At 63.3% G+C, this 23,783-nt stretch carries 23 protein-coding genes; 7 read left to right on the top strand and 16 right to left on the bottom strand.

Features of this window, described 5'->3' with window-relative positions:
• Nucleotides 1–66: 66 nt before the first annotated feature.
• On the top strand, nucleotides 67–1,146 hold the full coding sequence (locus AAE027_RS14995; protein ID WP_370986062.1) for a zinc-binding dehydrogenase: 1,080 nt from the start codon (nucleotides 67–69) through the stop codon (nucleotides 1,144–1,146).
• A gap of 322 nt (nucleotides 1,147–1,468) precedes the next feature.
• Here the strand turns inward: AAE027_RS14995 and AAE027_RS14990 are convergent, their stop codons facing one another.
• The 10 genes from AAE027_RS14990 to AAE027_RS14945 form a co-directional block, all read right to left on the bottom strand.
• Nucleotides 1,469–2,173 carry an ABC transporter ATP-binding protein gene (locus AAE027_RS14990; protein ID WP_128933470.1) on the bottom strand — a complete coding sequence of 235 codons (705 nt, stop codon included), beginning with the start codon at nucleotides 2,171–2,173 and terminating at the stop codon, nucleotides 1,469–1,471.
• 7 nt (nucleotides 2,174–2,180) lie between these two features.
• Nucleotides 2,181–3,461, bottom strand: coding sequence for a lipoprotein-releasing ABC transporter permease subunit (locus tag AAE027_RS14985; protein WP_091885894.1), 1,281 nt, complete (start codon nucleotides 3,459–3,461; stop codon nucleotides 2,181–2,183).
• A gap of 73 nt (nucleotides 3,462–3,534) precedes the next feature.
• On the bottom strand, nucleotides 3,535–4,854 hold the full coding sequence (gene proS, locus AAE027_RS14980) for a proline--tRNA ligase (RefSeq protein WP_370986024.1): 1,320 nt from the start codon (nucleotides 4,852–4,854) through the stop codon (nucleotides 3,535–3,537).
• A 165-nt stretch (nucleotides 4,855–5,019) separates the two neighbouring features.
• The gene (locus AAE027_RS14975) at nucleotides 5,020–6,582 is read right to left on the bottom strand and encodes a copper resistance CopC/CopD family protein (RefSeq protein WP_370986023.1); all 1,563 of its coding nucleotides are present in this window, start codon (nucleotides 6,580–6,582) and stop codon (nucleotides 5,020–5,022) included.
• A complete protein-coding gene (locus AAE027_RS14970) occupies nucleotides 6,582–7,100 on the bottom strand; it encodes a YcnI family protein (RefSeq protein WP_128933467.1) in 519 nt (172 codons plus the stop codon). Before AAE027_RS14970 ends, AAE027_RS14975 begins: the two co-directional genes overlap by 1 nt.
• A 31-nt stretch (nucleotides 7,101–7,131) precedes the next feature.
• Complete coding sequence (locus AAE027_RS14965) at nucleotides 7,132–7,665, bottom strand: copper chaperone PCu(A)C (RefSeq protein ID WP_370986022.1); 534 nt, start codon at nucleotides 7,663–7,665, stop codon at nucleotides 7,132–7,134.
• A 27-nt stretch (nucleotides 7,666–7,692) separates the two neighbouring features.
• Nucleotides 7,693–8,190, bottom strand: a complete 498-nt coding sequence (locus AAE027_RS14960; RefSeq protein WP_370986021.1) for a TlpA family protein disulfide reductase — start codon at nucleotides 8,188–8,190, stop codon at nucleotides 7,693–7,695.
• The gene (locus tag AAE027_RS14955; RefSeq protein ID WP_370986020.1) at nucleotides 8,187–9,398 is read right to left on the bottom strand and encodes a sialidase family protein; all 1,212 of its coding nucleotides are present in this window, start codon (nucleotides 9,396–9,398) and stop codon (nucleotides 8,187–8,189) included. Before AAE027_RS14955 ends, AAE027_RS14960 begins: the two co-directional genes overlap by 4 nt.
• 26 nt (nucleotides 9,399–9,424) lie before the next feature.
• Nucleotides 9,425–11,824 carry a TonB-dependent receptor family protein gene (locus AAE027_RS14950; protein ID WP_370986019.1) on the bottom strand — a complete coding sequence of 800 codons (2,400 nt, stop codon included), beginning with the start codon at nucleotides 11,822–11,824 and terminating at the stop codon, nucleotides 9,425–9,427.
• A 95-nt stretch (nucleotides 11,825–11,919) separates the two neighbouring features.
• Nucleotides 11,920–12,294: a DUF2946 domain-containing protein gene (locus AAE027_RS14945; protein ID WP_370986018.1), complete on the bottom strand. Its 375-nt coding sequence runs from the start codon at nucleotides 12,292–12,294 to the stop codon at nucleotides 11,920–11,922.
• Between the two features lie 481 nt (nucleotides 12,295–12,775).
• On the opposite strand from AAE027_RS14945, the gene AAE027_RS14940 reads away from it, so the two are divergent.
• The 4 genes from AAE027_RS14940 to AAE027_RS14925 all read left to right on the top strand — a co-directional run bounded on the left by AAE027_RS14940 (nucleotide 12,776) and on the right by AAE027_RS14925 (nucleotide 16,895).
• Entirely contained in the window at nucleotides 12,776–13,180 is a 405-nt protein-coding gene (locus tag AAE027_RS14940; RefSeq protein WP_370986017.1) for a globin, read from the top strand.
• Nucleotides 13,181–13,322: 142 nt separating this feature from the next.
• Nucleotides 13,323–14,345, top strand: coding sequence for a sugar ABC transporter substrate-binding protein (locus tag AAE027_RS14935; RefSeq protein ID WP_091885915.1), 1,023 nt, complete (start codon nucleotides 13,323–13,325; stop codon nucleotides 14,343–14,345).
• Nucleotides 14,346–14,351: 6 nt separating this feature from the next.
• Nucleotides 14,352–15,854, top strand: a complete 1,503-nt coding sequence (locus AAE027_RS14930; protein ID WP_370986016.1) for a sugar ABC transporter ATP-binding protein — start codon at nucleotides 14,352–14,354, stop codon at nucleotides 15,852–15,854.
• Between the two features lie 12 nt (nucleotides 15,855–15,866).
• Nucleotides 15,867–16,895: an ABC transporter permease gene (locus AAE027_RS14925; RefSeq protein WP_370986015.1), complete on the top strand. Its 1,029-nt coding sequence runs from the start codon at nucleotides 15,867–15,869 to the stop codon at nucleotides 16,893–16,895.
• 467 nt (nucleotides 16,896–17,362) lie between these two features.
• On the opposite strand, the gene AAE027_RS14920 is transcribed toward AAE027_RS14925, so the two are convergent.
• Nucleotides 17,363–17,749: a RidA family protein gene (locus AAE027_RS14920; protein WP_091885925.1), complete on the bottom strand. Its 387-nt coding sequence runs from the start codon at nucleotides 17,747–17,749 to the stop codon at nucleotides 17,363–17,365.
• A gap of 144 nt (nucleotides 17,750–17,893) precedes the next feature.
• On the opposite strand from AAE027_RS14920, the gene AAE027_RS14915 reads away from it, so the two are divergent.
• Entirely contained in the window at nucleotides 17,894–18,520 is a 627-nt protein-coding gene (locus tag AAE027_RS14915; RefSeq protein ID WP_370986061.1) for a LysR family transcriptional regulator, read from the top strand.
• Nucleotides 18,521–18,708: 188 nt separating this feature from the next.
• The gene (locus AAE027_RS14910) at nucleotides 18,709–19,401 is read left to right on the top strand and encodes a hypothetical protein (RefSeq protein ID WP_370986014.1); all 693 of its coding nucleotides are present in this window, start codon (nucleotides 18,709–18,711) and stop codon (nucleotides 19,399–19,401) included.
• Nucleotides 19,402–19,508: 107 nt separating this feature from the next.
• Here the strand turns inward: AAE027_RS14910 and AAE027_RS14905 are convergent, their stop codons facing one another.
• The 5 genes from AAE027_RS14905 to AAE027_RS14885 form a co-directional block, all read right to left on the bottom strand.
• A complete protein-coding gene (locus AAE027_RS14905; RefSeq protein ID WP_370986013.1) occupies nucleotides 19,509–19,841 on the bottom strand; it encodes a RidA family protein in 333 nt (110 codons plus the stop codon).
• Nucleotides 19,842–20,018: 177 nt separating this feature from the next.
• Nucleotides 20,019–21,056, bottom strand: coding sequence for an ABC transporter ATP-binding protein (locus tag AAE027_RS14900; protein WP_370986012.1), 1,038 nt, complete (start codon nucleotides 21,054–21,056; stop codon nucleotides 20,019–20,021).
• Nucleotides 21,049–22,029, bottom strand: a complete 981-nt coding sequence (locus tag AAE027_RS14895; protein ID WP_370986011.1) for an ABC transporter ATP-binding protein — start codon at nucleotides 22,027–22,029, stop codon at nucleotides 21,049–21,051. Before AAE027_RS14895 ends, AAE027_RS14900 begins: the two co-directional genes overlap by 8 nt.
• Entirely contained in the window at nucleotides 22,026–22,847 is an 822-nt protein-coding gene (locus tag AAE027_RS14890) for an ABC transporter permease (RefSeq protein ID WP_370986010.1), read from the bottom strand. Before AAE027_RS14890 ends, AAE027_RS14895 begins: the two co-directional genes overlap by 4 nt.
• A complete protein-coding gene (locus AAE027_RS14885; protein ID WP_370986060.1) occupies nucleotides 22,844–23,779 on the bottom strand; it encodes an ABC transporter permease in 936 nt (311 codons plus the stop codon). Before AAE027_RS14885 ends, AAE027_RS14890 begins: the two co-directional genes overlap by 4 nt.
• Nucleotides 23,780–23,783 lie beyond the last annotated feature (4 nt).

The following is a 23,783-nucleotide window of genomic DNA, read 5'->3' as shown; positions in this document are numbered from 1 at the left end:
ATACCAGGCCTTCATGTCCCCTCCAAGGCGGCGCATATGCGCTTCACCGACTTTGAGGTGAACATCATGAAAGCTGCCGTGCTCAAATCCTTCGGTTCGCCGCTGGTGATCGAGAATGCCTCCGAACCGGTGCTCGGCACCGGCGAGGTCATCGTCGACGTCGTCGCCACGCGCGTGCTGTCCTACATGAACGAGGTCTTCGACGGGACGCGCAATTATGCGCTCGACCTGCCGATCATCCCCGGACCCGGCGGCATCGGGCGAGTGCGCGCGATCGGCCCGGACGCAACCAAACTAGCCATCGGCGACTGGGTGTTCTGCGACCCGACGGTGCGTTCGCGCGACGATGCCGTTGCACCCGACATCGCCTTGCAAGGGCTCACCGCCGCCGGTCCCGGCGGCATGCGCCTGCAAAAGCATTTTCGCCACGGCTCGTTTGCCGAGCAGATGCGCCTGCCGACCGAGAACGTCACACGCCTCGGCGCGATCACGCCGGAGGAAGCGACGCAATGGTGCGCCCTTGGCACGCTGCTGGTGCCCTATGGCGGCTTCCTCGCTGCGAACCTGCGACCAGGCGAGACCGTCCTGGTGAGCGGGGCCACCGGCAATTTCGGCAGCGCCGCCGTCTCGGTCGCGCTGGCAATGGGCGCGGCCTGCGTGATCGCTCCCGGCCGCAACGAGACAATCCTGGCCGACCTCGTCCGCCGCTTCGGCGCGCGGGTGAAGCCGGTCAAGCTCACCGGCGTTGAGGACGACGACCGCGAGAGCATGAAGCGCGCTGCACCGGGCCCGATCGACTGCGTGTTCGACATCATGCCGCCTTCGGTGAGCACCAGCGTGGTGCGCGCGGCGATCATGACGGTGCGCGCTTACGGCCGTGTCGTGCTGATGGGCGGCGTCGGCATGGCGGGCGGCGCGGGGCTTGAGCTGCCCTACCCCTGGATCATGCGCAACTGCATCACCATCCACGGCGTCTGGATGTACCCGCCGGACGCCGCCAGCCGCCTGATCGCGTTGGTGCGTGCCGGGCTGCTCAGGCTCGACGAGTACGAGGTGACGGCGTTCGATCTCGACCACGCCAACGAGGCCGTGGCACATGCCGCGGCCAATGGCGGGCCGTTCAAATTGACGGTGATCCGGCCGTAACGGCGAGCGCGCCGCTGCGATGCGCCGTCGCAGCCGATTTGCTGGATATATCAAATAGCTGGAATGCATGCCCCGATCGTGGCCGGCAGCAGCCGGCTACTGTGCATGGGGTTGTTTTCGCAGTTTTAGTTTGACGGCCCGCCGGCACGGCATCGGAAACTCACCTCTCCCTTGGGAGAGGTCGGCGCGTAGCGCCGGGTGAGGGTTTACGGTCTCGCGTTGGGCAGCGCCCCCTCACCCGATTTGCTGGCGCAAATCGACCTCTCCCCGCCGGGGAGAGGTGAAGCGAGCCCGGAGCCCGGTCCAACCAAGCACGCTTCAGCTAGTCGAGCTCGACGACTTGGCCGTTCGACAGCGAGACTCGCCGGTCCATGCGGCTGGCGAGCTCCATGTTGTGGGTGGCGATCAGCATCGACACCTGGGTCGCCTTGACCAGCTGCATCAGTGCCTGGAAGACGTGGTCCGCGGTATGCGGATCGAGATTGCCGGTCGGCTCGTCCGCAAACAGCACGCGCGGCGCGTTGGCAACCGCGCGCGCGATCGCGACGCGCTGCTGCTCGCCGCCGGACAGCTCGGCCGGGCGATGGGTGATGCGGTCGCCGAGGCCGAGATAACCCAGGATATCCTTGGCGCGTTTGACGCTCTCGGACTTCTTCAGGCCGCGGATCATCTGCGGCAGCATGACGTTCTCCAGCGCCGAGAACTCCGGCAGCAGCCGGTGCGACTGGTAGACGAAGCCGATATCGGTGCGGCGCAGCTGGGTGCGCTCGATATCAGGCAGCTGCGAGGTCGGCGCGCCCGAGACATAGACCTCACCGGAATCGGGCGCCTCGAGCAGCCCCGCGATGTGCAGCAGCGTCGACTTGCCCGAGCCCGACGGCGCCACCAGCGCGACCGACTGCCCGCGCCACAACGCCAGCTTGGCGCCGTCGAGGATCGTCAGCGGCACCTCGCCCTGCAAGTACTGCCGCTTTATCTCGTGGAGATAAATGACCGGTACATCTTCCGCCCCCTGCTGCTGCTCCATCAGCCCCTCACTCGTACCGGAGCGCTTCGACGGGATCGAGGCGCGCGGCGCGCCACGACGGGTACAGCGTCGCCAGGAACGACAGCGTCAGCGCCATGACGACGACCGCCGTGGTCTCGCCGATGTCGATCTCGGCGGGCAGCTTCGACAGGAAATAGAGTTCCGGCGAGAACAGCTCGGTGCTGGTGAGCCAGGACAGGAATTGCCTTATGGACTCGATGTTGAGGCAGATCACGAGGCCGACGAAGAAGCCGACCAGCGTGCCGACCACGCCGATCGAGGCGCCCGTGATCAGGAAGATGCGCATGATCGAGCCCTGCGAGGCGCCCATGGTGCGCAGGATCGCGATGTCGCTGCCCTTGTCCTTCACCAGCATGATCAGGCCGGAGACGATGTTCAGGGCGGCGACCAGCACGATCATGGTCAGGATCAGGAACATCACATTGCGCTCGACCTGGAGCGCGTTGAAGAAGGTCGAGTTGCGCTGCCGCCAGTCGACCAGGAACACCGGGCGGCCCGCGGCCTCCGTCACTGCCTTGCGGAAGGCGTCGATCTTGTCGGGATTGGTGGTGAACACCTCGATCGAGGTGACGTCGTTGCTGCGGTTGAAATAGGCCTGTGCCTCCGCCAGCGGCATGAACACAAAGCCGAGATCGTATTCGGACATGCCGATCTCGAACACGGCGACGATCTTGTACGGCTTGATGCGCGGCGTCGTCCCCATCGGCGTCACCGCGCCCTTTGGCGCCACCAGCGTCACGCTGTCGCCGGCATGCAGCGACAGCTGGTCGGCGAGGCGGCGGCCGATCGCGACGCCCTGCCCCTCGTCAAAGCCTTCGAGCGAGCCCTGCTTGATGTTCTTGGCGATCGAGGTGAGGTTGTTGAGGTCGTCGGAGCGGATGCCGCGCACCAGGACGCCCGAAGCGTTCCATGGCGATGACGCCAGCGCCTGGCCATCCACCACGGGAGCAGCGAGCCGGATGCCCTCGACCTGGCTGAGGCGGTCGGCGACGTCCTTCCAGTCGGTCAGCGGCGATTCCAGCGGCTGGACCAGGATATGTCCGTTGAGCCCTAGGATCTTGTCGAGTAGCTCCTTGCGGAAGCCGTTCATGACAGCCATGACGATGATTAGCGTCGCCACGCCCAACATGATGCCGAGAAAGGAGAACCCGGCGATGACCGAGATGAATCCCTCCTTGCGGCGCGCCCGCAAATAGCGCCCCGACAGCATCCACTCGAATGGCGCAAAAGGCGCGGTCTGCACGGTTTCGGTCATGGTCTCATCCATCGCTCGATAATCCCATGATTCGGGGTCAATTGTGGCCGGATTGGCGGCCGCGATATCGCGCGATGAACAATATTCAGCCGACCAGCCGGGCGACTGCGTCCGCAGGCGACATGGTCTCGCGTGCGCCGTCGGCTCGCCGCTTGATCTCGACCTTGCCGTCGGCGAGCCCCTTCGGCCCGATAATGATCTGCCAGGGGATGCCGATCAGGTCGGCAGCGGCGAATTTGGCGCCGGCGCGCTGGTCGGTATCGTCATAGAGCACGTCGACGCCCTTGGCGGTGAGCTCCGCATAGAGCTTCTCGCAGGCCGCATCGACCGCGGCATCGCCCTGCTTGAGGTTAAGCACCACGGCGCGGAACGGGGCGACGGCTTCCGGCCATTTGATGCCGGCGTCGTCGTGACAGGCCTCGATGATGGCGCCAAGCAGGCGCGAGACGCCGACACCGTAGGAGCCGCCATGGATCGGCACGTCGACACCGTCGGGGCCGGCCACCAGCGCATTCATCGGCTCGGAGTACTTCGTACCGAAATAGAAGATCTGGCCGACCTCGATGCCGCGGGTGTTCACCCGCTTGTCCGCAGGCACCTCCTGCTCGAACCGCGCGGAATCGTGAACGTCCTCGGTCGCAGCGTACAGCGAGGTCCACTGCTTGATGATCGGCGTCAGATCGCCCTCATAATTGACGTCCTCGCCCGGCACCGGCAGGTCGAGCACGTCGCGATTGATGAAGACGCCGGATTCGCCGGTCTCTGCCAGCACGATGAACTCGTGGCTGAGATCGCCGCCGATCGGGCCGGTCTCGGCGCGCATCGGGATCGCCTTCAGCCCCATCCGCGCGAAGGTGCGCAAGTATGCGACGAACATCTTGTTGTACGCGACCCGCGCCGCCGCCTCGTTGAGGTCGAACGAATAGGCGTCCTTCATCAGGAACTCGCGGCCGCGCATCACGCCGAACCGCGGACGCTGCTCGTCGCGGAATTTCCATTGAATATGATAGAGATTGAGCGGCAGGTTCTTGTAGGACTTCACATAGGCGCGGAAGATCTCGGTGATCATTTCCTCGTTGGTCGGTCCGTACAGCAGCTCGCGCTTGTGGCGGTCGGCGATGCGCAGCATCTCCGGGCCATAGGCATCGTAGCGGCCGCTCTCGCGCCAGAGATCGGCGAGCTGGAGCGTCGGCATCAATACCTCGATCGCGCCGGAGCGGTCCTGCTCCTCGCGCACGATCTGCTCGATCTTCTTGAGCACGCGGAAGCCAAGCGGCAGCCAGGCATAGATGCCGGCGGCCTCCTGCCGGATCATGCCAGCGCGCAGCATCAGCCGATGCGAGACGATCTCCGCCTCTTTCGGATTTTCCTTCAGGATGGGCAGAAAGAATCGCGACAACCGCATGGCAACACTCTAGGAATCAGTGACGGGTTGCAGTGAAACCGGATTGGGAGCGAAAACACAAGACCGAGAATGAGGAAAAGCCGCTAACGCGGCGGAATTCCTGTCATTTTTCCGTCGACTTCAGGTTTGACTTGAGCAGCAGCATGCCCTGCAAAGCCGGCGAGCCTAGGGCGACGCCACCTCCAGTTCATCCTCCAGCGTGATCCTCTCGAAGTCGGTCACCAGCGCGTCGATCCGCACGTACCAGCGGCCGGCGAAGGGCAACTCGACCTTGCGCACGTACCAGTAGCCGTCCGGCCCCAGCGAGGCGCCTCGTTCCATCGGCTCGATGCCGCGCTCAGGCAGGCTCAGCGTCAACGTCACCTCCTTGGCCGCGAGCGGCGTCCCCTCTCCGGTCATGAGCTGAAGCACGAAATCGTCGACGCCGGCCTTCCCAGGAGACACCAGCACCTGGAACATTGCCTTGTCGCTGTGAATATGGATCGCCAAGGGCGTCTCCGGAACGGTGCTCCGCGGTGGCGGCGTGAAGCGCCAGCCGGCGACGACCGCGAAGATGATGAGTGCGGCCGCGCATTCGAACAGGATCGAGCGCTTGAGGGCGGACGCAGCCTCATGATCCTTTGCCAGCGCCGGAGTCAGGTGAAAGCGGTTGAGCGCGGCGAGTGCGAGCAGCACGAGGACCAGCGCGAGCTTGATGGAAAGGATGAGGCCATAACGGGTCTCGACCAGAGCCGACAACCTTTCGAGCTGGACGATGGCGAGCACAAGGCCGGTCAATGCCAGCGTGGCGACGACCGGCACGGCGATGCGGGAGAAGCGGTTTACGACAGGCAAGGCCGTGGCCACCGGCTTCGATACCAGCGCAACGAGGGGCCCCAGCGCCCCGATCCAGAAGGCGACGCTAAGGCCATGCAGGAAAATCGCCGGCCGCGTCAACATTTCGGGCGGAGCCGTGGCGGCGTGCCCGGTCATGGCCAGCGACAGGCCTACGCCGATGAACGCGATGAACGCAAGAGCTCGCGCGTACCATGCGCTGCGCAGCGCCATCAATGCGATCAGCATCGCGGCGATGGCGATCAGCGATGCGGGACCCGCGCTCGTCGCGAACGCAACCTTCCAGGGAGCAATGGTTGCAAGAGCCGCCGGCGGCAGGCCGAGAAGATCGAGGCCCAGCGCACCAAGGGACACCACCGCGCTCGGAAGGCCGACCGCGAGTGCAACAAACGGCACGGTCGTGCCCGTCATCGACCACGCGATCCAGCGCGCGAACAACACACCGCCGACACCAACAAACAGCCCGAGGTAAAGGCCGACCCGCGCCAGCCAGATGAGCGCACTCAACCCGCCATCCGTATTCGCGGGAGGCGTCGTCCCGGTCGGCACGCCGATCGAGAATACCACCGATCCCGCGATGGGATGGCCGTCCTGCGAAATCACGCGATAGCTGACGACCGCCGTGCCCTGCGGCAGGTCCGGCGGCACCGCAACCGAAATCGTTTCGCCCGACGCGTTGATGCGCACATCGTCCCGCGCCCTGCCCGTGCCATCAATCAGCTGGACCGCGCCGGGCGTCACGGCCTCGTTGAAGCGCAGCACCACAGCCTTCGGCGCGCTCGCAAGCATGCTGCCGCTGGCCGGCTCGACCGCGACCAGCGCCGCATGCGCGGACGCGCCGGTCGCGAAGCCGACAACGATGAGCAGCGTCGCGAGCGTGGCGAGCAGGCGCATTACGGCTTTGGCAGCAGCTTCACGCCCGGTGCCGGCGACTTGCCCTCATGCGAATGCCCTGCCCCCTCTGCCGGGATTTCGATCCAGCGGCTGACGCCGGTCTCGCATTCCTGGACGACGGGGAAGTACAGGGTCGTGTTTGGCTTTAGCGAGCCAGTCAGGACCGTGTGCATGACGAACTCGTCATAGTTCTTGTCCGGCAGCTTGCCGCCGGACCACATCACCTCCTTGACGCCGGAAGAGAGCTTGTTGCCGTGATAGTCGTATTCCCCGGCATATTTGCCCTCGACGACATCGACATTCCAGCCCGCCTTCGGCATCGGCTTGACAGCGATCACCCCTTCAGGGATCTGCACGCGGATCTTCACCGTGGGCGAGCCCGCACAGCCGTGCGGCACGGTGAATACAGCCTTGTACGACGCGCCGACCGTGGCTTGCTTCGTCTCGAGCGACACGTGCGCCGCCGCCGGCGAGATGGCGAACGCAGCAATCAGGATCGGGCAGGATCGCTTCAACATATTCAGTCTCCCGGAGGCCAGATCAGCCTCATCACATCTTCATTCCCGAGTGATCCGGCATTTTCTTCATGTCCATATGGCCGGAGTGCCCGGCGCCGCCGGGCGCCGGCGCGCCAACAGCCTGGACGTCGAGAGAGACGGCGACTTTGCCGGCCTTCTCGAACTGAAGTGTCAGCGGCACCTTGTCGCCCTGCTTGAACGGGCCCTTCAGCTCCTGGAGCATCAAATGATTGCCGCCGGGCGCAAGCTTCACGGTCTTGCCGGGATCAATGATGAGCCCCTTGTCCAGCGGGCGCATCTTCATCACGCCATTGTCCATCGCCATCTCGTGAATCTCGGCCTTCCCCGCGATGTCGGCGGAAATGCTGACCAGCCTGTCCGCCGCCGCCCCCTTGTTCTCGATGGTGAGATAGCCGCCCGCGACCTTGGCGCCGCCCGGCGTCGCCCGGCTCCAGGCCTGCGAGATGACGAGATCGCCGGCTTTGACGTCGTCGGCCGCCGCTGGCGCTGCGCCGAGTGTGAGAGCGAACGCCGTGAGCACCACATTCTTCAACATTGTCTTCATGTCCGTAGTCCCGTTTGCAGATTGGATTCAGTGTGTGGAGAGCTGTTGCGCCGACCATTTCTCGAGATCGGCAATCTCGGCGGAACCTTCGATTGTCGTGATCGTCCCGTCGCGCGAGAAGAGCATTGTTCTGGGGATGTCGCCCTGCCAGGCAGGATCGATCTCGAACCGCAAACGCTCGACAAAGCCGTCGCTGAAGATGAAATTCTCGGTCGACGATAGCCCAGCCTTGTCGAGCATCGATTGCGTCGCGGCCGGCAGGTTCGGTACGAGATCGGCACTGATCGTGACGACATCGATCTCGGGGTGATCCTTCGCAAACTTCCCGAGCAACGGCAGCTCGACCTTGCAGGGTCCGCAGGTCACGCCCCAGAAGTGCACGAGCATCGGGCGGCCCGCATGGCCCTTGAGCAGGCCTTGCCAGGAGCCTCGTTCGAATGGCTTGAGAGCGGGAGGCGCCCCGAGCGCGGATGCTGACGCGATCAGGATACTCAGCCCCAGAAGGCCTGCAAATCGACGTCTCATGGTTGATCCTCGATCGCTGTGAGACGATAGGCATCCGCCTTCGTCATCCATGACAGATACACTTGCCGGCCATTGGCGACGAGCAAGGGATGGTCAGATGTGTCGGTCGTGCTCGATATCATCTTCGGCGGCGACCAGGTCTCGCCGTCGTCCCTGGAGATCGTCATCTGGACCGAGGTCTTCTCACCATCGAACTCCTTCCACACCATCACTGTTCCCGCCGGGCCCGCGAGCACGAAGGGACGCGTCGGCCCGCGATCTGGCCGCCCCAGCGCCATCGGCGCGGAGAACGTGCGACCTTCATCACGGGAATGGGCGTAGAACAATCCTTTCCGCGCCTTGCCATTCGTGTACCAGGCGACGTGATAAGTCCCGTTCGGCGCCACGGAAAGGCTCGGCCCGTGGTGTGGGCAGGCGTTGATCTGCCAGTCGTCATGGCTGACCCGATGGATTTCACCCGGCGTCGAAACATCGGTGAACGTGATGACCGCGTGATCGCGCACGCCGCCTTCGAAGATGTTTCTGAAGATCACAGCCGGCCGCCCGGGCGCCGCGAATGTCAGCCCCAATCGGCAGCACTCGCAGGTACCGTCACGCGCGAGATGGGCCTCGGCGTAGGTGGCGCCGCCATCCCGAGACGAGGCAAAGAACAGCGCTGCTCCCTCGTACTTCCGTCCCGCCTCCTTTGCGGGGACACGATTGCGCTTGTCGAGCCAGGTCGCAAAGACCGTTCCGTCCTGATCGAGCGCCAGCGCTTCAAACCGCTGGCTCTCGTTGTTTGTGGTGATGGGTTTCAGCTCGGCAAAGCTCTTCCCGCCATCGCTGGATCGCGTGTAGAGCACCTGTCCGTTGAAGGCCTCGTCCCTGAAGGTCGAGAACGCGACGGCGATGCCGCCCTTGCGATCGACCACGATCTTCGGCCGGGCATCCGGCCCCCAATCGAGGTTCAGCCGCTTCGTCGTGACCTGGGTGGGCGCCGAGAACGTCCGCCCAGCGTCTTGCGAGTGCGCGACCGATATCTTTCCTCCGGCAATCCAGACCAGCCACAGCGTTCCGTCGGGAGCGAATGCAGGCGTCGCCTTGGTTGCACAGCGCAACGTCGGCTCGTCACAAGCCGCCTCGGACACATGCTGACCATGCATCTGCGCGAGCGCCGCACCTTGCATGAATGCGAGAGCGACTATCCCGAGCAAGCCATTTCGGATCACGGCCCTATTCCCTTCGAGAGTCCGGATCATTTGAACGCCACCTTCATACCCGCAACGAACGTGCGCGGCGAGCCCGCATAGATCGATCCCGGCGTGTTCGCGAGCGTGCTCGCAGGATTTTGAAAGCCTGCCGCCGTAACGGTGTTGGCGATGTTGTTGGCCGAGGCGACGTAGGTGCGGTCAAATACGTTCCTGACTTCGAGAAACAGATTCAGAGACCGGAAAGTGTCGGACACCAGCTCGGTCTTGTAGTGAACATTGACATTGACCAGCTCATAGCCGGGCGCCTTCAGCAAGTTCGCGTTGTCCATATAGAAGGAGTCCTTCCACTGGACCTCGACGAAACCTCCGAGGCCTGCCAATGGCCCGGCAAACTCGTCGTAGCCAATCCGGGCCGTCAGTTCGTTGGGCGATATGCCAGGGATCTTGTTGCCCGCCCGGTTGAAGCTGAACACTGCGCCATTGGTGATGTTCTCGACATATTCGGTGTAGACCTCGTCGAGATAGGTGTAGGCGGCCATGAACCGCCAGCCCGGATAGAACTTCCAGTCGGCGGCAAGCTCGATGCCGCGGTGTTCTGATCGCGGGGCGTTGAACGAATAGTTTACGCCCGCGACCGGCGTCGCCTGGTTGACTATCTCGTTACGGAAGAACTCGTAAAAGCCCGTCGCGCTGAGCTTGAGCGCGCTGTTCGGCGTCCAATCGAAACCAAGGTCGTAACCTAGATTCTTCTGAGTTTGGAGCTGCGTATTGTTGCCCGACAAACCGGTCGGAAGGACGAAGAGGTTCGAAACCTGCGGAGTGCCATACCCCGTGGCAACGCGTCCCCGGAACAGCCACTCGTTGTTGAGATTGTAGAGCAGCGCCAACTCGGGCGCAGCATTTTGAAACTGCCGGTCCGCCGTCGTGAGGGTTGTCGTGGTGACGCCGGTGGGACCTGCGTATGCATAACCTGTGTTGATGCCCTTGAGGAAGGTTGTTTCCCAGCCGATGCCCGCAACCGCCGTTAGCGACGACGTAAGCTTGAGCTCTTCCCTGGCACGAACACCATAGTTGGTCGTTTCGCTGTAGAGGTTGCTCGATAGCCTGCCGAGCGTCGCATTGCCCCCCGGCATCAGGTTTCGCGTGTCGCTCGACGCCGTCAGGGTGTTGTAGAAGGCGCCAAAGAACGCAGTGGACTCCAGGCCGAGAATCTCTCCGCGCTTGGTGAGATCGCTCATGTAGTTGTACGATGGGAAGTCGCCGATCGCGCTGGTCGTACCTGTCGGCTGGTTGATGTTTCTGTCATCGAAGACGAACTGGTTGCGCCAGGTCATCGTGTTGTCGAAATCATGCTCCCATCGACCGCCGACGATGGTGCGGTGGTCGTTGCGGCCGAGCCCGGCCTGGACGGCGGTCTCGGTGTCGGTTCCAGCAGTTGCGTTGAAGCCATTGTTGAATAGCCTGACCGTTCCGCATCCGGGCGCCGCTGCGGCACCGGTTGCACAGCCCTGCTGGAAGGGGTTTTGATAATACTGGTTCAGCGACTGTCGAAGCGGCAGCCGCGCGCTGAGGTCGTTGTTGATGATCTTGACCGTGAAGCGGTCGTCCGGCGTCGCCCTGAGCGTGCCGAGGAAGTTGACAGTCTGCGTGTTGAACCAATTGTTACCGATATAGCCGTCGCCGCGCGTGTCGCTTGCGAACAGCGAGCCCTCGAAATTCCCGACCTTCTTGCCGGCGGTGAGGTAGTTGTTGAGATACCCGTAGCTGCCGCCGTCAACGCCATATTCGACGCCGTCGATGGTGCCGCCTGGCCGTGTCCGGAAATTGAGCGCGCCGCCGGTCGCATAATTGCCGTAGAGCGCCGACGAAGGCCCCCGGATCACGTCGATCGCGCCGTAGGCGTGGGGATCGATCAGGTCGCTGCGCGACAGGCCGTCCGGCTGCGTCACCGGGAAGCCGTCCTCGAAGATCACGAGATTGCGGATAGCGAAACCGTTCCTGGCGTTGGAGCCCCGAATCGAGATGCCGAAGTCCCGGGGGCCATTCCCCTGCTTGATCGAAATGCCCGGACTGTCCCGCAAGACGTCGCTGACCGAAAACGCCGGGCGGTTGTCGAACCGGCTGCGATCGATGGTCGTCGCGGTCTGGCCGGCCGGCGGCTGATTGAGGCCATCTCGCGCCACACCGGCGGTCAACGTCTTGCTTTGAGTCGAGGCGCTGTCGGTCGCGTTGGGCGCAACGGGCCTCGCTGCACGGCCGGCCGAAGCAGCGCGCGGTCGCGATGGCCGGGTTGCCGCTCTGGGACGGACGGCCTGCGGCGCCTCGACGGTCACCGGAGGAAGCGTCTCCTGGGCAGCCTGGGCGAGCGCGTCTGAGCTGATCGAGGACAGCAGCCCGCAAAGCACGGGCAAGCTCGCGCTGCCGATCGCACGAATGCGTAACATCTCTTGAATTCCTGACATCCGGCGCCTCGGCCGGTCCATTGAGCACGCCACCGGCGCAGCTAAATTCGCGCGCCAATGGTTCGGTTGTCGCTACGTCAGGAAAAGCGTGGAGGTGCGCGCGCCTGGGCGCTTGAGCCTCTGTGGACAGAAACGGTGGACGCATCCGCGCCGCACCACACCACGCGCTCGGCGAAGCGGACGGGAGCTGCGAGAGCGACCTGCGGCGGCGAATCGAGCGATGCGCCCGCCTGCCCCAAGCAACACAGCGCGCACGAACCGGCGTGCGCGGTGGGGTCGCCGGTTTGATCGTTCAGGCCCCCCTGCTCACCCCCGCTGTGGCAGATGACGCCAGCGGAGAGCGGATCGGCAACGGCCTGGCCGGCCGCCAGACAGGCGGCAATCGGCGCCAGCACCTGCATCGCCAGGGCGAGCAGGACAAGGGGTAGGAATTTTTGCAGCCGCGCGCGCATCCGCCGAACCATTCGTTCGCCTACTAACTAAACACCGCGGCCTGCCCTAAGTCGAGGTCAGTTCCGCGGCCTTCTTGCCCCGGCGCAAATTTCTCGAAAACTGTGATCGGAGCACCCTACCCCGGTGGGAAGGCCGGCATTTGAGACAAGTCAAAGGCACCACGGTCTACAGATTTCTTATATTTGTCATATACTTATAAGGCCGCAAACCCGATCATTTCGTCAGCTGCTCTTATTTTGAACAATCGTTGCCGAAAATGATGACAAGTGAGAAAAGTTGATCTAGCATTCTCTTGCTCAGGCGCTGACCGCGAGGTCGTGGCCTGGTGGTCCAAGTCTCGGGAGGAGCCCCTGGCGCGCAAAACGCAGCGTCGCCCCGTCAATCAAGAGCAAATCTTAGAATCGGGGATAATAGGGTCGACACAATTTTTGAGCGGGGCCAGGGCCCCGCTCTTTTTTTGCCTGCATGGCTGAAGCGCCGATGAAGGCGTCTCCCAATCCGATCGAACGCAGTTTTGAGCTGGCGGCCTCGCGCTGCGCCGATCTGACGCCGAGGGTCTATCAGCGCCTGTTCGAAGAGCATCCGGAAACCCGGATGATGTTTCGCTCGCAAGGCAGCGAGCTCGTGATGGGATCGATGCTCGCGCTGGCGATCGAGGCGGTCCTCGACTTCGCCGACGAGCGCCGCGGGCATTTCCGGCTGATCGCCTGCGACGCCGCCTCGCACGAGGCTTACGGCACGTCACGCGACCTCTTCATCGCCTTCTTTGCGATCATCAGGGATACGCTCCGCGATCTGCTCGGCGATGAATGGTCACCGGACATTGGACAGGCCTGGGATGCATTGCTCATGGAGGTCGACACATTCGCAGGCGTGCCGGCCTGACGCTTTGCGCTGCACCAACGGTGGCTTGCTGCGATCGCGCGATTGATTGCAGATTGAGTGACGTCAGCTCTTGTGAGACACTTTCGGACATCGGTCGCGCAAGCAATGACGCGCCGACGATAAAATTTTACGGGAGCGAGCGATGTCCGGGACGAAAGATTTCTCGACGACGAGGCGCGATCTTCTTCAGGCGGCAGCAACCGCCGGCGCCGCGACTGCCATCCTCGGCAGCATGGGCATAAACCCAGCACTTGCAGCCGAAGTGGGACGATCCGAGAAGCCGCTGAAAGCGGCCTTCTCCAACGCAGGCCTCCAGGCCACCTGGTGTGCGCAGGGCAAGCAGGCCGCGGAATTCTGGGGCAAGCTGTTCAATGTCGAGGTGACCTGGTTCGACGGTCAGCTCGACGCGGTGAAGCAGCGCGCCGCGATCGACAACATGGCCTCGCAGAAATGGGATTTCGTCGCGATCCAGGCTTTCGGCATCGGCACCCTCACCCAGCCCGTGCAGAAGATGATCGACGCCGGCACGCCCGTTATCGACATGGACACGCTGATCGCGCCGCTCGACCAGATCAATGTCCACTCGTTCCTTGCCCCCGACAACGAGTTCATGGGCGCCTCGGTGACGCAGGCGCTGTGCAACGCCATGGGCGGCAAGGGCAAGATCATCATGACCCAAGGCGCGCTCGGCCATACCGGCGCACAAGGACGCGCAAAAGGCTTCAACTCGGTGGTCAAGCAATTCCCTGGCATCGAGGTGCTCGACACCCAGCCGGCCGACTGGGACGTCTCCAAGACCGCCCGCCTCTGGGAGACCTATCTCACGAAATATCCGCAGATCGACGCGGCGTTCTTCCACAATGACGACATGGCGCTCGCCGCCTACAACATCATGAAGGCCCGCAACCGCACCAACATCCTGATTGGCGGTGTCGATGCCATGCCGCCGGCAATCCAGGCGGTGAGCGAGGGCCGCATGTTCGCGACCGTGCGCAATCCATCCTGCCGCATCCATGGCGGCGCCATCATCGCAGGCGTGTCGGCCGTGGTCGGCGGCGAGAAGAGCGGACAGGGAATCCCGAAAAACGTCGTCACCGACGGCCCGGTCGTGACCAAGGCCAATGCCCCCGGCATGCAGTGGATGGAAGACCATTTCCTGATTTAGTCCTCCATGCCAGAGGTTCGTTCGCCCATCCTGGAACTGAAAGGCATCACGAAGAGCTTCGGCGGCGTCGAAGCACTTCGTGGTGTCGACTTCGCGCTTCTTCCCGGCGAGATCCACGGTCTTGTCGGCGAGAACGGCGCGGGAAAAAGCACGCTGATGAAGATCATCGCCGGCGTGCATGCCGAATTCTCCGGCCGCTTCCTGATCGACGGGGTGGAGACGCATTTTCGCTCGGCGCGCGATGCGCATGCGGCCGGCATCGCCATGGTGCACCAGGAGCTCTCTGTCGCGCCCGACCTCACGGTCGCGGAGAACGTCTTCCTGGGCAACCAGCCGGTCAACCGGCTCGGCCTCGTGCAGTGGCGGCGGATGGCGCGCGAAGCCGGCGAGCAGCTCGCCCGCTTCGGCATCGACGTCGACCCGATGTCGCGGCTCGGCGACCTCCCGATCGGACTTCAGCAGCTGATCGAGATCGCGCGCGTGCTGTTCTCCGGCGCGCGCATCGTCATCCTGGACGAGCCGACCTCCGCCCTCTCCCCACCCGAGGTCGAGCGCCTGTTCGCAACGCTCAGGCGACTGCGCGAGGAAGGCACCGCAATCGTCTTTATCTCGCATTTCATCGAGGACATTCTTCGCGTGTCGGACACTGTCACCGTGTTCCGCAACGGACGGAAGGTCGCGGAGACGGCGAGCGCCGCGACCAGCAAGGGCGCGCTGATCGAGGCCATGATCGGCCGCGGCGGCGAGGTGCTCGAGCACAGCTACACCGACGATTTGATGCTGCCGCAGCCGAGCGACAGCGCGGTGGTGCTGAAAGTCGATCAGCTATCGCTTGCCCGCAGCCTTCAGGATGTCTCGTTCGAGGCCCGCGCCGGCGAGGTGCTCGGCATCTACGGCTTCATGGGCTGCGGCCAGCAGGAGCTGTCGCGCATCCTGTTCGGCAAGCTGAAGCCGGACAGCGGCACGCTCGCCGTCGACGGCACGCCAAAGACCTTCGCCAGCACGGCGGCGGCGCGGCGGGCGGGCGTGGCGCTGGTGCCCGAGAGCCGGCGCGACATGCTGTTTCACCAGGAGCCGGTCTACAAGAACATCTCGATCAGCATTCTGGATCGCATCTCGTCCCTGCTGCTCAAGCCGGCACAGGAGCGCGATATCGCCAAGCGCCAGGTCGATCAGTTGCAGATCCGGCCGCCCGTGGTCGGCCTCGACCTCGGCATGCTCTCCGGCGGCAACCAGCAGAAGGTCGCGCTGGCGAAATGGCTGACCTATCCGCCCAAGCTTCTGGTGCTGTGCGAGCCGACCCGTGGCATGGATGTCGGCGCCAAGAACGACGTCATCAACATCGTCCGCGACCTCCGCGCCAGGGGTCTTGCCATCATCGTGCTGTCGACCGAGCCGGAAACGGTGCTGTCGCTGGCCGACCGCATCCTCGTGCTCAAACGCGGCGCATTGGTGCGGGAATTCAGGAACGAGCCGGTCAGCAAGGACCGCCTGCTGGAAGCGGCGTGACGGAGCAGCACCATGACGAGCAGTGAAACGGTTCCGGCGGCAGCTGCGCGAGCGCGGGGCGTTGCGCCCTTCCTGCGCTCGCAGATGCGCAACATCGCGCCGTTCCTCACCCTGATCTTCCTGTCCGGCTTCTTCGCCTTCGCCAGCCCCTCCTTCGCGACGCTCGACAATCTCGGCAACATCCTGACCCAAGTGTCAGTGACAGGCATCATCGCGGTCGGCCTCACCTTCGTGATCCTCTGCGCCGAGATCGACCTGTCGATCGCCAGCATCGCCAACGTCACCGGCATCGCCGTCGCCTACTTCACGCTCCAGGAATCCTACGTCAACATCGCCAATGTGCCGCTGCCGGGCGCGATCGCGATCATCCTGTCGATCCTGCTCTGCGCGCTGCTCGGCCTCGTCAATGCGCTGGGGCTGACCGTGATCGGCATCCCCTCCTTCATCATGACGCTGGCCATGATGCAGATCGCGGCCGGCATCTCGGCACTCTTGGTACGCGGCCAGATCGCCTACAAGGTGCCGAGCCTGATCACGACGCTCGGCTCCGGCTCGATCGGTGGCATCCCCTGGATCGTCATCGTCGCAGCCATCATGCTGCTCGGCGGGCATCTGGTGCTGACCTACACGCGCTTCGGCCGCTACATCTACATGGTCGGCGGCAATCGCGAGGCGGCCGAATATTCCGGCCTCAACGTCAAGCTGATCCTCGGCGCGGTGATGGTGATCTCGGCGGTCTGCTCGGGCATCGGCGGCATGCTCGGCGTCGCCCATTTCGGCAGCGCGCAGCAGAACGAGTTCGACACCTACCTGCTCGACTCCATCGCCGCCGTCGTGGTCGGCGGCACCAGCCTGTTCGGCGGCCGCGGCGGCATCGGCAACACCATCGTCGGCCTGTTCGTGCTCGGCGTCCTCAACAACGGCCTCGACCACGTCAACATCGACAGCTTTTTGAAGATCCTGATCCGCGGCCTGATCCTTTTGGCGGCGCTGGTCATCAACGTCTATGCGCAGCGGCTGAGAGAAAAAGCGGCGGAGTAGACGGCGCTCAAACAAAAAAGTGCGAAAACAACCCCATGCACAGTAGCCGGGGCTAGCGGAATCAATGGCTTGCCGGCGGCGCCGTACAATTGCGGATTTCGCGAAATCCATTTGACACGTCGGGCAAAACAGGGGCAGGATGTCACCATGGCGGCGCCTCGAAAGCAACCGGCGGAGTGCTGCTGCCACCCCCCGTCATTGCGAGCGCAGCGAACAATCCAGAGTCTTTCCGCGGATACATTTCTGGATTGCTTCGCTACGCTCGCAATGACGACGTGGTGGCAGAGAGCTCGACCACGTGCACGGCGGAGCCTGAGAACGCCGCTACCTTCCGGCCTGATGGCTTTTGTGGCGCTTGTTGCAGCCTGCTCGCGAAGTAACGTCTGGTCCACCGACGACATGAGTTGACGTTCCGCGGCGAGACGTTCCATTTCGGGCACCGTGAGCAATTGCATCTTGGATCCGCTTCATTCCGCGGCGATCGCCTCGATCTCCAGCAGCCATTTGCTGTCGACGGTTTCAGCGATCATGACCGTCAGCGCGGGTTCGTGTCCTTCGAGCATCTTGCGACGAATGGCACGATTGGGCACGACCTGACTGATGTCGGTCAGGAACGTCGTGACCTTGACCAGATGCGTGACGCCGAGGCCGGCGGCGGCGAGCACCTCGATGACATTGCGCCAGGCTTGCTCGCATTGCGCTTCGAAACCTTCGGGCACGCTGCCGTCGGATTTCTCGGGCACCTGGCCGCTGATGAACAGCAGGCGGCGATGCTGACTGAATTCAAGTCCCATGCTGTAGCCGCCGGCGGGAGCATGGACCGATGGTGGATTATGACTGACGATTTGAGCCATGTCAGATTGTCTCCTGTTCGCTCCGGTTTGCGATCGATCGACCTTAACCGGCGGCATCGCGCCGGCGCAAAGCAATGTTGGTGCGGTTCAGCGCAAGAAAATCTATTGCAAGCGCGCGGCCATTCAGTGACAAACTGGGCAGCGATGACTTACATCCTTCCTCCGCTCAACGCGCTCCGCGCATTCGAAGCCGCGGCTCGGCATCTCAGCTTCAAATTGGCTGCGCACGAGCTGCACGTAACGCCCGCCGCCGTGGGGCAGCAGGTGAAGGCGCTGGAGGCGCGCCTCGGCGTACGCCTGTTCGAGCGGCTGCATAAGCAGCTCATCCTGACCGCGGCCGGTCAGACCTATCTGCCCGCGATATCCGAAGGCTTTCGTCACATTGCGGAGGCGACCTCGCAATTGAAGCCGGCAGGTGCGGCGCAGTTGCAATTGGGAGTCCATGGCAGCTACGACCTGCGCCGCCTCGAACTGGCGGAGTTTCGCAGCGCGCATCCAGACATCGGCTTGCGGGTGCTGCAGCCCGCCGGCCTGCACGAACTGGTCGAGGGCAAGGTCGACCTGCTGATCGCCCGCGGTCTTGGCCACCATCCGGGCTATCGCTGCGACCGGATCAGTGAGGGGGCCGGTCTGGGTGATTGGCTGGTTGCGCCTGAAGGCACTGCGGATTGCCCTGAAGTCGTCAGCTTCCGCGACTGGCTGCGCGCCTTCCTCGCCGAGAATCCGCACGCAAACCGCCGCCCTCGCCTGGTCGGCGTCAGCGGACGTTGAGGCGGGCGACACTGAATTCTCTTAATGATTGGGGTGTACTTACCTCTAGCGGCCCGACCCTTCTGCACCGACAAGCGGAATTTGCGCAGCTGAGTCGTGGTGGCATAGCTTGTGCGCGTGCTGTCGGCTTTTCAGTTAAAGTGGCATCGCGCTGTCTAGCGGATCTTGGTCACGCTGGGGGAATGTAAGTGGGGTTTATCTCCAACATAATCGATCGGCGCCGGGTCTTGAAGGCGCTGTCTAAATATCCGGTCTATTCTCCACCGTTTCACGATTCCGAGGCGGTTCTGTCGCGGAGCGAGATCGCCGCCAACTACAATTATTTTCTGGAGCAGAAGGCAAGGCGGTTGGAGTTTCTAGCGAGCTATCTGCGTCATTTCTCTGTAGAGCTAAGTCTATCGCCGGAGGCGCTACCCGCGCTCGACAACTGGCTCCTTCGTTATGGCGGCCATTTGATTCCGAATGGCGGCGAAGTCCTCTTCGCGATGAACGATTACGAGCCCGCATGGGTTGGTGAATATCACGGCGTCAATATCATCCACGACATTTCGATCTTCGCCGGCGACTACATTGTCATGAAGAACGACAAAGTCCGATGGAGCGTCAACTATGGCGATGGCACAAAGCGTGACTACGAAGAGATCGGGTTTGGCCAACCGTGTCTCGTTGGGTTGTCCCATTTTGCCTACACAGGCAACTATTCAATTTTTCACGGCATTTACGAATTTTGCTACGCGGGGCTTCGAAGGCTCCGCAATGGTGGCAGGGGTTCAAAATGGGAGCGGGACATCCCTGGCGAGTTGGTCAGGCGCCTCAATTACCTGGCAGATCCAGATCCACCGCCGCAAATTCCGGTATCGCAGCTGACGATCGACGACTAATGACCACAGCGACGTCAGCCTCGACTGCTCCGCCTCGAACTGCCGGTCGGCATGGCCCAAAGCTGGCGTGAGGCGGCAACGGTGACCGTGTCTGACTCGAAGCTGACCTACTTTCGCGTAAGAAACACAACACAGGGCTCGACCTCCACCAGAAACTCGTCCATGGCGAGGCTCGACACCCCGATCCAAGTTGCACAAGGCGGATTATCGCCAAACATAGCCTTGAGAGCAGCTGTAATGGCGTCGCCTTCATGCATGTGCGTTTGCCGAATGTAAAGCCGCAGTGATCCGACGTCATCGAGTTTGGCGCCAACGGATGCTAGGGCGGCAGCAAGGTTATCTAAGCTTTTCTCAAGTTGGCGTCCAACATCACCAATGCCGACGACCTTTTGGTCGGCATCCCACGCCACTTGGCCAGATACATGCACAGCGTCGCCCAAGGGCGTTGGTACAACTACCACCTGCGCAAAGCCGTAACGCCGACTGTCAAAGACCCCCCTCGGGACATGTACCACTCGACTCATTGCAGCTCCCGATAGTTGTACGACGATAACTGGCGCACGGGTCCAACAACGCCCAGAATAGCGGAAAATAACTGATCGGTTCGCGTGGCCATTCTAGGAAGATCTGCTTTCGGACGAAGCTAACACCAGCTGCCCCGTAATCTCATCACTTCGCCAGCACCGGACCGCATGTCCGTCGGAGCGCGTCTCCAGCGATGGACCAGGCTCGCGGCGACACAGGGACTCGGCGTAACGACAGCGCGGGCTGAACGCGCATCCGTTTGGCGGATTGAGCGGATTGGGCAGGTCGCCCCCTGTCGTCGCTAACGGTGCGTGGCGTAAGGGATCGGGGATGGCGGCGATCAGGGCTTGCGTATAGGGGTGCGCCGGCCGTTCGAAAATCTCGCGCCAGTGGCCATTCTCGACGATGCGGCCGAGATACATCACGGCGACCCGGTCACTCATATGCTCGACGACGCCGAGGTCGTGGCTGATCATGATGAACGAGAGACCGAGCGTGTCCTTCAATTCCAGCAGCAGATTGATGATCTGGGCACGGATCGAGACATCGAGCGCCGAGACCGGTTCGTCGCAGATGACGATCCTGGGATTGAGGATCAGCGCGCGCGCAATGCCGATGCGCTGGCGCTGGCCACCGGAGAATTCATGGGGGTAGCGGCCCGACTGTTCGGGCCGCAGGCCCACATGCCGCAGCATCGTCGCAACGCGGTCCTCGATCTCGCTTTTCGCGGTCACGCCGTGCACACGCAGCGGATCTTCCAGCGTACGGCGAACGGTCTGGCGCGGATTGAGCGAGGCGTAGGGATCCTGAAACACCATCTGCACGATGCGGGCCAAGGCCTTCCGATCGCCGGATTGCCGGTTCGTCACGACCTGTCCGTCCACCACGATGCGGCCGCGCGTCGGCGTCAGGAGACCAAGGATCGACAATGCGACCGTCGACTTGCCCGAGCCGGACTCGCCGACGAGGCCGAGGCATTCGCCGCGCCTCAGGCTGAGATCGACGCCATCGACGGCACGGAGCAGCCGCTTCTCGCGGCCCAGCAAGCCGCCCCCGAGCGGAAAATGAACCGCGAGATCCTCGACGCTGAGGATGACGTCGTCATCCGCTCTCCCCTGCGGTTCATGCATGGTGGTGGCACCTGACAAGACCGCCTGCCTCCAGCAAATCCGTATCTGGCGCGGTTGTCCGGCAAATATCGGTCGCCTGCGCGCAACGCGGATTGAACCGGCAGCCGTCCGGGAAGCTCGTAATGGCCGGAACGACGCCCGCGATCTCCTTCAGTCTGCTACGGCCAAGCGCAGCGCGGCTGCCGAGCCGCGGCAGCGAGGCGACGAGGCCCTGCGTATAGGGATGCGAGGGCGTCCGGAAGATATCGGCCGAGCCGCGCTCCTCGACGATGCGGCCGGCATACATGACGGCCACGCGGCGACAGACATTGGCGACCAGGCCGAGATCGTGACTGATCATCAGGATCGCCGTCCCTCTCTCGGCGCATAGATTGCGCATCAGCTCGATGATTTCCGCCTGCACGGTCACGTCGAGCGCGGTGGTCGGCTCGTCTGCGATCAGGAGATCCGGACCGCATGCCAGCGCGATGGCGATCATCACGCGTTGACGCATGCCGCCTGAGAGCTGATGCGGGTAATCCTTCACGCGCCGCTCGGGCGCGGGGACGCGGACGCTCGCCAGCGCCTCGACCGCCAATTGGTTGGCCTCCCGCCAGCTCTTGCCCTTGTGCAGCACGAACATCTCGGCGATCTGCCGTCCCACCGGCGAGACCGGGTTCAGGGCCGTCATCGGCTCCTGGAAGATCATCGCGATGCGGTTGCCGCGCAGCTCCCGCTGCCGGGCGGCGGAAAGTCTCTGGATCTCCTGCCCCTCGAAGCGGATGACGCCACCGCCGATCGACAACGGCGGCCGCAGCAGTCCGATCAAGGCGAGCGCCGTGATGCTCTTGCCGCAGCCGGATTCGCCGACCAAGCCGAACGTCTCGCCACGATCGATGCGGAACGAAACGTTCTCGACGGCGGGTACCTTGCGGGACCCGTCATCGAGATCGATGCGCAGATCCTCGACTTCGATCAGCGGCGAGCCGGTCATGTACGCCGGCTCCGCGATTGTGGATCGAGAATGTCGCGCAGGCCGTCACCCAGCAGGTTGAGGCCGAGCACCGTCAGGAAGATGGCAAGGCCGGGAAACACCGAGAGCCACGGCGCCGTCGTGATCTGGTCGCGGGCTTCCGACAACATGCTGCCCCAGCTCGGAAACGGCGGGCGGACGCCGAGGCCAAGGAACGATAATGCGGCTTCGGACAGGACCGCGCTGCCCATGCCGAGCGTGCCGATGACGACGATCGGTCCGAGCATGTTGGGCAGCAGCTGCGTGATCATGATGCGCAGATCGCCATAGCCGAGCACGGTTGCGGCCTGCACATAGCCCTGACTCCTCAGCGACAGCGCCGAGGCCCGTGCGATCCGGCAGGTAAAGGACCAATTGGTCAAGCCGAGCGCGATGAGCAGGCTGGTCAGGCCGGGCCCAAGCACCGCCATGATGGCCAGCGCGAAGATCAGGGAGGGGATCGCCAGCATGAGGTTGGTCAGGGCATTGACGACATCGTCCCACCAGCCGCCCAAGTACCCGGCGCTCAGGCCCAGTGCCACGCCGATGATGCTGTTGATGAGCTGGGAGACGATACCGACCGTCAGCGAGACGCGCGCGCCGTACACCACGCGGGAATAGATGTCGCGGCCCTGCCCGTCGGTGCCGAACCACCAGGTCCAGCTCGGCGCCTCCTCTGCGTTCATGAGGTTGGCGTCCATGACGGGATCGGTGTGTGCCAGCCACGGCGCGAGCAGGCCGACCAGGATCGCAAGCGCGAACAATGCGCCACCGATGATGAGATTGGCGCGGAGCTTCATGCGTATCTGATCCTGGGATCGATCACGCCGTAGAGCACGTCGATCAGCAAATTGATCGCGAGAAAGGCCAGCACCACCACGAGAATGGAGCCCTGAACGGCGGGAATGTCGCGCTGGAGGACACTGTCGACGAGCAGCGAGCCGATGCCCGGCCACGAGAACAATTTCTCGACGACGACGGCCTGTCCCATCAACGCACCGAATTGCAGGCCCATTGTCGTGAGGATCAGGACGAGCGCGTTGCGCATCACGTGCCACTTCACGACACGCATCTCGCTCATGCCCTTGGAGCGCGCCGTCCGGACAAAATCGGCGGTCATGATCTCGAGCACGGCGGCGCGCGTCGTACGGGCCAGCAGCGCCATCGGCGAGACGCCGAGTGTCACCGCCGGCAGGATCAAATATTTGAGGCTGCCGTCGCCATAGCCGAAGCTCGGCAGCCAGCCGAGCTTCAAGGCGAACAGGTACATCAGCAGCAGCCCGAGCCAGAATTTGGCCATTGAAAGGCCCGACACCGCGACAACCATGGAGACCGTGTCGACGATGCCGCCCGGTCGCAATGCTGCGACGAAGCCGAGTGGAACGCCAATCGCAATCGCAAACGTCAAGGCTGCGAATATCAATTGCAGCGTCGGCCACATCCGTTTTGCGATCATGATCGTCACCGGCTCACGGGTCCGGAACGACGTCCCCAGATCACCGGTCGCAAGCTTGGCGATGTAGGAGCCAAAGCGCATGTAAACGGGATCGTCGAGGCCGAGCTGCTTCCTCATGCGCTCCACGACCTGCGGGTCCGCTGCACCTCGGCCGTCATCGCTCATGCTCGAGACGATACTGCCCGGGACCACGCTGAACAGCACGAAGACCACCAGCACCACGGCCAGCACGGTCGGAACGGTTTGCAGGATTCGACGGATCAGGAAGGCGAGCATTTGC

It is taken from the genome of Bradyrhizobium sp. DN3 (genome assembly GCF_041357655.1).
Taxonomy (GTDB): Bacteria; Pseudomonadota; Alphaproteobacteria; order Rhizobiales; family Xanthobacteraceae; genus Bradyrhizobium.
This window is presented reverse-complemented; position numbering and strand designations above follow the sequence as displayed.

Bases quoted from the DNA above. Each gene is read 5' to 3' on its own strand.
- AAE027_RS14970 (WP_128933467.1), bottom strand. From the start codon at position 7,100: ATGTTGAAGCGATCCTGCCCGATCCTGATTGCTGCGTTCGCCATCTCG.
- AAE027_RS14945 (WP_370986018.1), bottom strand. From the start codon at position 12,294: ATGCGCGCGCGGCTGCAAAAATTCCTACCCCTTGTCCTGCTCGCCCTG.
- AAE027_RS14960 (WP_370986021.1), bottom strand. From the start codon at position 8,190: ATGAGACGTCGATTTGCAGGCCTTCTGGGGCTGAGTATCCTGATCGCG.
- AAE027_RS14965 (WP_370986022.1), bottom strand. From the start codon at position 7,665: ATGAAGACAATGTTGAAGAATGTGGTGCTCACGGCGTTCGCTCTCACA.
- AAE027_RS14900 (WP_370986012.1), bottom strand. From the start codon at position 21,056: ATGCATGAACCGCAGGGGAGAGCGGATGACGACGTCATCCTCAGCGTC.
- AAE027_RS14935 (WP_091885915.1), top strand. From the start codon at position 13,323: ATGTCCGGGACGAAAGATTTCTCGACGACGAGGCGCGATCTTCTTCAG.
- AAE027_RS14975 (WP_370986023.1), bottom strand. From the start codon at position 6,582: ATGCGCCTGCTCGCCACGCTCGCGACGCTGCTCATCGTTGTCGGCTTC.
- AAE027_RS14995 (WP_370986062.1), top strand. From the start codon at position 67: ATGAAAGCTGCCGTGCTCAAATCCTTCGGTTCGCCGCTGGTGATCGAG.
- AAE027_RS14925 (WP_370986015.1), top strand. From the start codon at position 15,867: ATGACGAGCAGTGAAACGGTTCCGGCGGCAGCTGCGCGAGCGCGGGGC.
- AAE027_RS14940 (WP_370986017.1), top strand. From the start codon at position 12,776: ATGAAGGCGTCTCCCAATCCGATCGAACGCAGTTTTGAGCTGGCGGCC.
- AAE027_RS14915 (WP_370986061.1), top strand. From the start codon at position 17,894: ATGACTTACATCCTTCCTCCGCTCAACGCGCTCCGCGCATTCGAAGCC.
- AAE027_RS14920 (WP_091885925.1), bottom strand. From the start codon at position 17,749: ATGGCTCAAATCGTCAGTCATAATCCACCATCGGTCCATGCTCCCGCC.
- AAE027_RS14890 (WP_370986010.1), bottom strand. From the start codon at position 22,847: ATGAAGCTCCGCGCCAATCTCATCATCGGTGGCGCATTGTTCGCGCTT.
- AAE027_RS14885 (WP_370986060.1), bottom strand. From the start codon at position 23,779: ATGCTCGCCTTCCTGATCCGTCGAATCCTGCAAACCGTTCCGACCGTG.
- AAE027_RS14895 (WP_370986011.1), bottom strand. From the start codon at position 22,029: ATGACCGGCTCGCCGCTGATCGAAGTCGAGGATCTGCGCATCGATCTC.
- proS (WP_370986024.1), bottom strand. From the start codon at position 4,854: ATGCGGTTGTCGCGATTCTTTCTGCCCATCCTGAAGGAAAATCCGAAA.
- AAE027_RS14930 (WP_370986016.1), top strand. From the start codon at position 14,352: ATGCCAGAGGTTCGTTCGCCCATCCTGGAACTGAAAGGCATCACGAAG.
- AAE027_RS14985 (WP_091885894.1), bottom strand. From the start codon at position 3,461: ATGGATGAGACCATGACCGAAACCGTGCAGACCGCGCCTTTTGCGCCA.
- AAE027_RS14950 (WP_370986019.1), bottom strand. From the start codon at position 11,824: ATGTTACGCATTCGTGCGATCGGCAGCGCGAGCTTGCCCGTGCTTTGC.
- AAE027_RS14990 (WP_128933470.1), bottom strand. From the start codon at position 2,173: ATGGAGCAGCAGCAGGGGGCGGAAGATGTACCGGTCATTTATCTCCAC.